Annotated in this window: 12 protein-coding genes; 8 read left to right on the top strand and 4 right to left on the bottom strand. The window is 44.7% G+C overall.

Annotated features, from left to right (window positions below):
- The 3 genes from ACR6Z4_RS31555 to ACR6Z4_RS31545 all read right to left on the bottom strand — a co-directional run.
- On the bottom strand, positions 1 to 332 hold a 332-nt coding region (locus ACR6Z4_RS31555), incomplete at its 3' end, for a WD40 repeat domain-containing protein (RefSeq protein ID WP_479721288.1).
- Positions 333 to 729: 397 nt separating this feature from the next.
- Positions 730 to 918, bottom strand: a complete 189-nt coding sequence (locus tag ACR6Z4_RS31550; RefSeq protein WP_479721287.1) for a hypothetical protein — start codon at positions 916 to 918, stop codon at positions 730 to 732.
- Positions 918 to 1169, bottom strand: coding sequence for a helix-turn-helix domain-containing protein (locus ACR6Z4_RS31545; RefSeq protein ID WP_479721289.1), 252 nt, complete (start codon positions 1167 to 1169; stop codon positions 918 to 920). Before ACR6Z4_RS31545 ends, ACR6Z4_RS31550 begins: the two co-directional genes overlap by 1 nt.
- 502 nt (positions 1170 to 1671) lie before the next feature.
- Between ACR6Z4_RS31545 and ACR6Z4_RS31540 the strand changes: the two genes are divergently transcribed.
- From ACR6Z4_RS31540 to ACR6Z4_RS31525, 4 genes are all read left to right on the top strand, one after another.
- Positions 1672 to 2016, top strand: a complete 345-nt coding sequence (locus ACR6Z4_RS31540; protein WP_479721286.1) for a helix-turn-helix domain-containing protein — start codon at positions 1672 to 1674, stop codon at positions 2014 to 2016.
- Between the two features lie 127 nt (positions 2017 to 2143).
- Complete coding sequence (locus tag ACR6Z4_RS31535; RefSeq protein ID WP_479721285.1) at positions 2144 to 3955, top strand: GmrSD restriction endonuclease domain-containing protein; 1812 nt, start codon at positions 2144 to 2146, stop codon at positions 3953 to 3955.
- 71 nt (positions 3956 to 4026) lie between these two features.
- Positions 4027 to 5100 (top strand): hypothetical protein, encoded by a 1074-nt coding sequence (locus ACR6Z4_RS31530; protein ID WP_479721284.1) that lies wholly within the window; start codon positions 4027 to 4029, stop codon positions 5098 to 5100.
- Positions 5101 to 5342: 242 nt separating this feature from the next.
- Positions 5343 to 5561, top strand: coding sequence for a hypothetical protein (locus ACR6Z4_RS31525; RefSeq protein ID WP_479721283.1), 219 nt, complete (start codon positions 5343 to 5345; stop codon positions 5559 to 5561).
- A 48-nt stretch (positions 5562 to 5609) separates the two neighbouring features.
- Here ACR6Z4_RS31525 and ACR6Z4_RS31520 read toward each other — a convergent pair whose 3' ends face one another.
- Positions 5610 to 7379, bottom strand: coding sequence for a hypothetical protein (locus tag ACR6Z4_RS31520; protein WP_479721282.1), 1770 nt, complete (start codon positions 7377 to 7379; stop codon positions 5610 to 5612).
- Positions 7380 to 8118: 739 nt separating this feature from the next.
- Here ACR6Z4_RS31520 and ACR6Z4_RS31515 point away from each other — a divergent pair.
- The 4 genes from ACR6Z4_RS31515 to ACR6Z4_RS31500 form a co-directional block, all read left to right on the top strand.
- The gene (locus ACR6Z4_RS31515) at positions 8119 to 8700 is read left to right on the top strand and encodes a Tn7 transposase TnsA N-terminal domain-containing protein (RefSeq protein WP_479721281.1); all 582 of its coding nucleotides are present in this window, start codon (positions 8119 to 8121) and stop codon (positions 8698 to 8700) included.
- A gap of 22 nt (positions 8701 to 8722) precedes the next feature.
- On the top strand, positions 8723 to 8878 hold the full coding sequence (locus tag ACR6Z4_RS31510; RefSeq protein WP_479721280.1) for a hypothetical protein: 156 nt from the start codon (positions 8723 to 8725) through the stop codon (positions 8876 to 8878).
- Positions 8879 to 8923: 45 nt separating this feature from the next.
- Positions 8924 to 9130, top strand: coding sequence for a hypothetical protein (locus tag ACR6Z4_RS31505; protein WP_479721279.1), 207 nt, complete (start codon positions 8924 to 8926; stop codon positions 9128 to 9130).
- Positions 9131 to 9140: 10 nt separating this feature from the next.
- The coding region (locus tag ACR6Z4_RS31500) for an integrase catalytic domain-containing protein (RefSeq protein WP_479721278.1) at positions 9141 to 10441 on the top strand (1301 nt) is incomplete at its 3' end.

The raw sequence follows: 10441 nt of genomic DNA, 5'->3' as shown, positions 1-10441 counted from the left end.
TCCCATATATAAATGATTTGATCATCCGAAGCAGAAGCAAGTTGCTGCCCATCAGGCGACCACGCCACGCTGTTGACCTGTGCAATACTCCCTTTTAGTATCTGCAACGCTTTGCCGCTAGCAATGTCCCAGATGCAAATTGTACGATCCAATGAAGGTGAGGCAAGCAGTGAACCATCGGGTGACCAGGCGATGCGACCGATACAATCTGTATGCTTCCGCAGAATCCGCCGCAGGGTCAATCCGGGTACAGGCGATTCATCCACTCGCACGCCATCGGCAGGTTCGGGGTCATAGTCGGGCAGGTCGGGGAGGAATAGGGATGAGGACATGGTGGGAGATTGTTAGAGCGGTGTTCTGGGTAGCCAGTCTGTGTTGTCGCTGGACTGCCCACATCTGTGTTCTACCTGGCTCAATTTTGAGCGAGATGGAAGAAAACGCCCACTCAACACGTTAAACAACGCCTGCTGCAAACGCGGTCATTTGTAGGGACGGGTTTTGCCATAAATAACCGCAAAGTCGATCGGGTATCGCCCAAAATCACCCCTACCGCGATCGCATTGCCACTCAATCAGCCACGAGGGATGGCAAAAACGTCGCAATCACAGACAGTATCAGAGCGATCGCAAGAGGATGTTTTTAAGAAGCACTGAATATCCTGCCTGCCGAGGATCCACCTCCATCAAAAACGTTTTGCCGGTTCTGGTTCCGGATTTGAGCTACAAAGCTCTAAATTGTCAGCGTGGTGACCAAGCGCAAGCCATTTGGGACAAGATGATTTTGTGCCCCGATCCAAACCAGAAAGTCCAATTGATAGCGGATCTGAAGGCTTACTGCCAGCTCGATACTTTGGCAATGGTTGAACTTCACAAAGCACTCACTCAACTTGCCTAAAATCTGTGCCTTTGTTGATTGCATCAATCTTCAGATGCCTCATCAACTCCATAATCGATGAAGAGCGCAGAAACCTTTGTATCAAGGGCTTTTGCTAGCTTTTGGATATTTTCAAGAGAAGGATTGCGATCGCCCCGCTCAATATCTGAGATGTAGTTCCGATGTAAGCCTGCGCGCTCAGCCAATTCCTCTTGTGAGAGGTCTAGTTCTCGCCTGCGCTTCCTAACCGCCCTACCGAATAACCACTTTATGTCCGAACGCTCATTTTCCCTCACGACTGAATCTTGAGGGAATGAGGGCATCAAGTCCACACATAATAGGTGTAGAATTTCATACTATAAGTGTGATACTCCTAATTGGTAGGCAAATAACTGCTCAGCCATTGATTCAATGGTCGAATCAGCAGCTCATGAGCCTGCCCGATACGGCAACTCAACTGCCCAGCTCCTCTATGTTTGACTTCTTAAGTGAAAATATACGACCACTTGGCCTACCTCCAGGTTTTCCACAATCTGTCGCTTCTCCTAAATATCAAATGGGAGAACGGTGCCGTTGGATTCCAACCCAGAACACAGATTGGGGCAGCATTATTGGGCACGTTTACCTCCCAAGGTCAGATAGCTCTCATGAAAGACCTCAGTGGTCCTGGATTTACCTCTTATTGCTAGATGCTGACAGCCCATCACGAGACTGGATTGCCGCTGATTGGGTTGCTGAAGAAGATCTAGAGATTCTTCCTGAACAGGCTCCATCAGTTTCTACTGAGTTGGAGGCTTTATGACACGCAGGTCAGGACAAGTTCCATTTGGAGAAGTCGAACAGGTGCTGTTTCGGACTTACGTAAATTGTCAGATTGCGATCGCCCATCCCCGTGAGCTGTATGAGGAACTCGATCTCACCCAAGAGCAACTCGCGATCGTTGCCGGATGTAGCTTAGCCACAATGGAGCGATGGATGAGTCAGAATCACGAACCCCGAATGCTCAAAGAGGTTTACCTGCGTCGATTAGGGGAGTTCCGGTTTTTACTCCGTCATTACCGTGAAATTCCTGCTGAAGCATGGGATCGTCTTTGCCCACTCCCACCCAGAGATCGTGCCATTCTCTTTCCAGACCAGTCATGACAGATGTGTGGTTCTTTCCCTCATTTGAGGGGAATTTGGGGGATTGTCTTGTTTCAGATAGTACGCTCGATCTATCGTTACAACAATCTCTTCAACAGCCCCGGAGGAACCCGCGTACATGGACGGCATGCTTTCCAATTTCGACATTGGCAAACCTGTATTGGCCGATCTGCTTTTACAAATCCATCAAGGCAAGATTCAACTGCCAGATCTACAACGTAGTTTTTGCTGGTTAGACGATCTGATCATTCGTCTGTTAGCAAGCATCAGTCGGGGGTGGACGATCGGGGCGATCATGTTGCTGGAGAATAGCAGCCCTCACTGGGTATTTCGTCCTCGATTGGTGGAAGGTGTGCAACTTCAACAACAACCTGTCCCAACTTATCTAATCCTGGATGGACAGCAACGGCTGACGGCCCTTTACATGGCTCTGTTCTCGAATCGCCCGGTTCAACTCCGTGGAAAAAGAAATTACAAACACTCTAACCGCTGGTACTACATTGACATTGAAAAGGCACTGGATGCTCAAATCCGTCGAGAGCAAGCGATCGTCAGTCTGAATGAGGATCGCATTAAAGCCGGGTGTGGCACCGAAGGCAAAAAGATTGATTGCTCTACGCCAGAAAAAGAGTACGAGCAGAACTTGTTCCCAACTACCAGCACCTTTCAGTTCTCAAAATGGCGGCAGGAATACTGCAAATATTGGAACTACGCACCTGAAAAGCTGGAATTAATCGACAAGTTCGAGCAGGAAATCATCAAGCGGTTTGAGCATTATCAGCTACCCGTCATTGAATTGATGGCATCACTGCCCCGCCCTGCCGTCTGCCAGATGTTCGAGAACGTGAACACGCAAAATTCAGTGCTCACCTTTTTTGATCTCGCTACCGCCTGCTTTGCCGCCGACAACTTCTCCCTCCGAGAAGATTGGGCAGAAAAAGAGCAGCAACTCAAAAAACACCGATTGCTGCATTCCGTGCGGGAAACAGACTTTCTCAGTTGTGTGACCCTGGTCGCAGCTTATTACCGTCGCCAACATGCCATTAAAAACTCAACTCCCTCACAAAAGCTTCCAGCAGTGGCTTGTGGACGGGATGAGGTTTTAAATTTGTCGGTTGAGGAGTACAAAACCTTTGCCCCACGAGTGGTGGTGGGGTATGAAGAGGCGGTGAGGTTTTTACATGGACAACGGATTGTGGCGGCTGAGGACTTGCCCTACCAGATTCAGCTCGTCGCTCTTGCTGCTGTGTTTGCCGTGATTGGCTATCCTCAGGAACAGGTACGATCCAAGTTAGAGCAGTGGTTCTGGTGTGGGGCTTGCACCGCGTTCTACACTTCCTGGCATGAGGCACGAGCTTCAAGAGACATGTTGGAGGTGCCAGACTGGTTGATGGGCAATAGTCTGGTCGTTCCAAGCACAGTACGGGAGGCGCTGTTTGACCGCAGTTTCTTACAGCGCACTCAGCGACGACACGGCTCTGTTTACAAGAGCATTAGCGCCCTGTTACGGAAAAATGGGGCGATCGACCTTGCGACTGGCGAAGCACTATCAGATGTGAACTTCTTTAATGATCCGATTGAGTGCCACCATCTTTTTCCCACCGCTTATGCCAAACGTCAGGCAATTCCCGCCTCCCAGTACAACTGCCTGGTGAACCTGACTCCGCTGTCCCAACTCAGCAATAAAAAGATTGGTGGTAAGGCACCGAATGAGTATCTTCAAGCATTGGTGGATCAGGGTATCTCCCGATCTCGTCTCGACTCGATTTTGCGATCGCACCTGGTAGAGCCGGAAACTTTGTGGCAGAACGACTTTGAAATGTTTTTGATCAGCCGCACAGAGAACTTGCTGAAGTTGGTAAGTGAAGCGATGGGAAAAACGGCAATAGGGAGGGCTTTTGAGATCGAACTGCCAGCCTTACTTGTGTCCTACAGGTAAGCCGTTGCTTCCCAACTCCTTGAGATGCATTATTCCGAGCGCTGTAATTTGTGATCAGGGAAAGAAGATCTATGCCACTTTATGCCATCCTCCACAGTGATATCGAAGGGCTACATGACAAGAGTTGCACATTGGTTCAAGCAACTTCTCCCATTGAGATCGCCCAGCAGATGTTGGCTCATCCGGAGCAATGGCAAGCACTGCTGTACCATCTTTACCCGGACGATGGTGATCCTCATAGTGTTTGGCAACGAGTTCAAAGTGACGAACTCACACCCGAAGCACTGTTAGCCTTGATTGACCAAACCTACTCTGATGAACCGGCTGAGATGGTACGAATTCAGCCAGTTCAGGTTCAGTCCCTTAACCAGGTAAAGGTTGAAACCCGGTGGATGAGTTCTGATCCTTCAGACTACTTAGACAGCATGTCCGGAGATCCCCCCGTTTTACCAGCACAAACCCTCTCCTCATCGACCATTGGGGAACTTATGGTAGCCTACACGCAGCTTAGACGACGCAAAGGCAGGGAGTTATCCACTCAACTCAATCAAATGAGGCAGCAGGTTGTGACTGAGTTTGCGGCAATCCGTCAACGAGAGCTAGAATTTACTGCCCTTCAGGAAACTTTGCTCGATCAACTGCGGACTCATTTTGCTTTCGATGCGCGATCGATCCTTTCAAAGCCTGAGTTCGAGCGGTTTGTACACTCTATGTTGATGGCAGGCGCGGAAGAAGTAGGCGCAACCCCACCGTTGCAAGTCGCTCAAAACCCAGTAGAGTGGGTGCTAAAAACCCTGCCTCACCCTCTACAACTGAAAAACATTCAGACAACCAAACCCTCTAAAGAGCCTGAAATTACTGAGTTTTTTGTTGAGATGCAGGTCAGTTTGGGGGATTGGTTCCAGTTTCTGTCTATTCCGGTTGGTGGATCGAAAGATGGTCTTTCGGTCTGCTACCAGCCTCTTTATACGACGCAACAGTGGATTGAGGTCAGCTACCAGCTACAAAAGAACCTGGCGCAACTCCCGATCGCTCCTGACTTACAGCTTGGATTAGCCCAGGAACTGGTCTGCCTGCTCACCTACATCAGCGAATTGTTCAATGTCGTTGGTATCGTCGATCGCCTTGATAATTTGCGGATTTGAGCAGAGGTGTCGTAATTCCAATCAGTAGATTGAATGTCCTTGCTGAGGTTAAGGCTTTCAGTTCATGTCTAATTAAGGTTACAAATATGTCCAAATCGCTCAAGTTGCCCTGCAAACGTTACTTCCTAGTTTCGATGCTGCTTGCCTTTTGGCTGGGAGTAAACAAGTTTTTATTGTTCAAAGGATTCCTTTCCTACAGACGAGCGTTGAAGATACAAAGCTGGTTACTTCATCTTTGGCAGATGGCACAAAAGCAACTTTGTGCTGTAACTTTTCAAGTTCTTGAACAATGTTTTAGGAGTGGTGAAATTGATTTAGATGAAGACGTATTGGAATATTTCAAAGACCTGAAGGCGATGGAAGCCGAAGGACGGTATAACGAGGTTCTACATCAACTGTATGCGCCTCAAAACAAAGCCCATCAAATAGGCGACAAATGTACGGCTCCTGACCAAAATTAACTTCAACAACATAGTGATTTTATACAAGAGTTTATGATATACAAAAACTCAATCTGTTATGCCCAATTTTTGTACAAGTTCTGATTCTGCCTCAATCATTTGCTCCGAGTAGATTTTTCTTAAGTCATCATTCTTATAACCTACGGAATTAGACAAGCTAGCGATTAAAGCTTCAGAATAACCTTTAGATTGCATATAGGATACGAACGCACGTTTGATAGCATTTGGCGTTACTGATTTCCCTATTATTCGATAAGAAGCATTTCGAATGACGTTAGCAAAATCTGTAGTATCTCTATAAAACTCCCCATTCTTTTTTGTAAAAATAAAAGAATGGTGGGGATGAAAACATGCTCTTAATCCCCCACTATTTACATCATCATCTGTACACGGAAAATGAACTAACCAGAAATTTAGGTAATCATAGAAAGATGTTCCATCTGGATACGTCAAATTGGGTACTTTCAAGATAGGAGGCCGTTTACGCTCATTTAATTCATTAAGAGAACCAAAAAGCTTTATCCACCAGATATTTTCATACAAAAATAAGTAGCCTTTATTGAAAGTCAAGTAATCTTTGACTTCCCGACTAGCATCCGAAGCGAAAAAATTTAAAAATCTATATGTAATTCGAGTGTACAAAGGAAAGTAAGCATAAAAGGCTACCATGAGAAATCTTTGAAAGCTTTGTGCAGTTGCACTTAACGTTCGAGAAGATGACCTTGTAAAATCTTTTTCATTTGGATTTTTAATCAATCGCTGAGGCTCACATTCTAATCTGAGAGCCTCCACTAGCTGTAAAAACTCATTCCAATCTAAAGTTTCCTCAAATTTTTGAGTGATAGATATTTTGTTTTGGAGATCCCGTTGAATTCTTCTTATTTCTGAGCGAAATGCCTGAATTGCTTGAATATTTTCATAATCACCTTGTCTGAGGATTTTTTGATTTTTATAATAAATAAATTTGATAACTGCGATCGAGGTTTGCAACAGGTTAATAATAGTATGTTGACTTCTATTTCCCTGGGCTATAGAAGCATCTTCAGAATCAGACATTAGCCAATTAATATACTCCGTGATATAGCCAGAGATTACTGGGGTAAATTGATCTCCTTGTTCCACATCCTCGTATTCAATTTTGAAGGCGGAAGGCATGAAGTTACCTAAGGTTAACTGTTTAATTGGTAATTCCCGGTAATGATGTAACCAACCTAGAAAGAGATTGATATTCTTTAAGTCGTTTTTTGCAGTTGCGTCTTTCACTGCTGAAATCAGCGCTTGAGATGGGGGATTGACTCTAAATTGGTAGAACTCCTCAAGCTCTAGCTGAAGTTGTTGCGGAATCTGTTTAGCTTTGGTCGATTTCAGTCCATAGGGTTTCTGTTTTTTCCGGGTAGCAGTACGAGTATCCTTAGCTTTCTTCCGCCTAGCTGTTGCATTAGAGCTATTTTGCAACCACCAGGACTGGGACTGGCACCAAGTAACAAAGCGATTAAGTGCGTGCCGCAGAGTGCGCTGGTTGCCTTTTGACACACCCATGTTTGCGAATGAGCGATCTAGAGCACTAGGTATTTCTTGAAGCTTTTCCAAAGGCAGTTGTTTGAGGTTTTCTAAGCCCACCCGCTTCTCTAACTCGGTGATTTTCTTGCCTTTAATTTCTGGAAATCCCATTGCTGGAAGGACATAACGCAATAGTGATGTCTGAACTTGAGCAAGTGCAGCATAAGCTCTTTGCTCCGCCTCAGTTTCCTGAACCGCTGAGGAGTAGAGATCAAGAGCTTCATACAAAGAGCGAGGTTCGTCCACTTGCCGATTCATAACTTACATTCCAATCAACGAACTCCACTGTAGGTAGACGGGGTAGGAAATAGGAGCTGTTGCCGAACTGAAGCTGCAGATTGCAGTTTGCCTTCTTTGCCGCAGAGCAACGAAGAATCTACCCTTATTAGACTGAATTCCATATAGCTACGCTCTTTACACTCATACCACTAGAGTAAGCCTAACTGATTGGTTAGGACGAATGTAGGAGTCTAAATTTCGTATACAGAGATTTTTCAAAAGATTGTGGTGATGGACAAATTCAGTATCCAGCCGCTGCTATTAGTACACAAAGACTTGAAGCATAGAAGGCAGCTTGAACTTTACAATGCCTACCTGCAATGAGTCTGGCTTTTCATCAATCAATATCAAGGCTTTTGTCAAACTTGTAACACTTCTGTAGGAGGTGGTGCAGGCATCGCAACAAACACGTTATTTCAGAGTTGTTCTACAGCGGTGTTCAAGTTGATTAAGTAAATAGGGTGCAGGAGGCAGTGCCCCCTGCGTAAGGGTGGCCCCCTACACTCCGTACTTCACTCAAGTGGATACCGCTATAGGCAAGAACTCCAGCAGCGATCGCCATAAACAGCCAGGCTAGGCGCAAGCACCAGGCGTCTAGTACTCCCTATTTTAAACGTTTTCAAGTTGCAGTCTTTATATACATAGTGTAATTTTAAAAAATCACTGCTACTTGGTTAGCTGGGTAGCAAGCCCTGTTGTAGTTGGAGAGAAACCAGCAATGAATACGCGTACGCTGCTTTCGAAGGAACAGGTCGAGGCGTGGTATAGCCGTCAGCAGCCACCTCTCTCTGAAGTAGCCCGTAAAGTGATCGAACTTAACTGCTTTTCTGCCCCTTCCCGTTTGGTTGGTGGCGGCAGATCAAATGTATCTGGCATATATCCCAGCCGAAAGATGGGGGCAACCATCCAGTTCGAGTCACACAAAGTGGAGTTGCCATTCATTTATATGCTTGAGCATGATTCGGATGTGATTTGGTATTTCGATCAACCTCCGCAAATCAAGCTCACGTATCAAACAGATAGTGGCAGGGAAGTAGGGTATTGGTACACGCCAGACTTCTTCATCATGAAATCTAATAGTGCAGGTTGGGCAGAGTGTAAGATGCAGCAGGAACTAGAGCGCCTTTCAATAAAAAATCCTAACCGCTTTCGCTGTGATGAAAATGGTAAATGGCATATGCCACCTGGGGAAGAGTATGCCAAACAGTTTGGCTTCTCTTTTACCGTTTTCTCAGATTCAGAAATCGATTGGATATTATACCGAAATCTTACTTTTCTTGGTGAATATTATCGTTCCTAAATTTAGGAGGATTAGCTTTGTTATGGATATGACGACGAGTACAACGGTAATTTCTATCGTTTTGTCCAATTTAGGGATCTCCACAGATAAAGTTTTGGCAGAGGGAATTAACCAAGACGACATTTGTTCAGCGATCGCTAGCGAATCAATTTACTTTGATCTTTGTTTTGTTTTTTAGTTCAACCTAGTAAATGTCTTTTATTTAAGGATTGTTCAACTGCTAATGAATCCTCAACCAATCAATCTCAATCAAATTATTAAGTGGGATGAACAGACCTTAACAGTCATTTTTATTGGTGAAAGTCAAATTCTATTTCACAGTAGTAACGACGCACCAGTTCAACTACCTCTGGAGACGTTTCACGATTTAGTGAAGCAAGGAAAGATCATTTTTTTAAGTAATCACCAAAATTCATCTGATTTTGTCTAATCAAATGGTCATGACTGGCACTACTCAATTAGAAAACAAAACAGTTTTTGACACCGTCATATCTCTCGTCTCTGCACAACCAGGTATATCTTTAGCCCATCTTCTACACCATGCTAAAGGTGCTACCCCCAATGACATTCATTCTATGATTGTTGCAGGACAAATATTTGTTGATTTAAGGGTTGCCCCCTTAACAGAACCTGAGCGATGCTTTGTCTTCAAAGACCAGCAAACAGCAAATGCCTATCGATTACTCATCCTATCTGAAAAAGCACACGAAACAGTAATAACTCCAGATATTGAGCTAGTCAAAGGCTCAACAGTTTCTTTCGACGGAAGAACTTTAACTGTTGGTTTGGTTGGAGAAACCAACATTCTGTTTCGCGACCAAGATAACCAACCTGTAGTTCTTCCTATTAATACCTTTGAGAGCCTTGTTTATGCCGGGCAAATTACCGGGGTCAAAACTCAACATAAAGGTCAATTGTCACCAGAAGCAATGGAGATTCTCCACAAAGCGAGTTCACTTGATTATGAGAAAGCTACTGCCCGCTTTGAGTTAATTCGCCCTTATCTTGATCGTCCGGTTCCAGATTCAGTTCTTAAAGCACGTAATATCCGTAATTTGAAGCGCAAATATTATGAGGCTCAGAACGATCATGGGTTCGGATTTCTTGGATTAATCTTTGTTGAAATTGTGAAAGGGAATCGAAATCGTAAAATTCCTGAGCACATTCTGGCTATTATTACAAAATTTATTAAGGAGAAATACGAGACTTATAAACAGTCAAACAAAGAATCTGTTTACGATGCTTTCGTTAGCTTTTGTGTGGATGAAGAACACCTTCCAGAAAGTGATGCTCCCAGTTATAAGACCTTCATCAAGGAAATCAAGCATCGCTCAGGACCAGAGCAAACTGAAAAACGTGAGGGTCGCCGCGCAGCCATTCCATTAGAGGTGTTTTGTCTATTTCTCAAACTAGACACCCCTCCTCATGGTGAGCGACCTTTTGAAATTGGACATATTGATCACACTCCCCTAGATATTGAACTTCGAGATTCTGTTACTGGAAGAAGGTTAGGAAAAGCATGGGTAACATTCCTAGTTGATGCTTACAGCCGACGTATTTTAGCAATGTACATCACCTTCGATCGGCCTTCTTACCGATCTTGCTTGATGGTGTTGCGAACTTGCTTTAAGAAATATGGAAGACTTCCACAAACTATTGTGGTTGATAATGGTAAGGAATTCCACAGCAAATATTTTCGTGCATTAGCAGGGTTATTTGAGTTTACGTTGAAGCACCGTCC

It is taken from the genome of Calyptranema fuscum S582 (assembly GCF_055793305.1).
The sequence above is the reverse complement of the archived record's forward strand: the minus strand, read 5'-3'. Positions and strand labels throughout refer to the sequence as shown.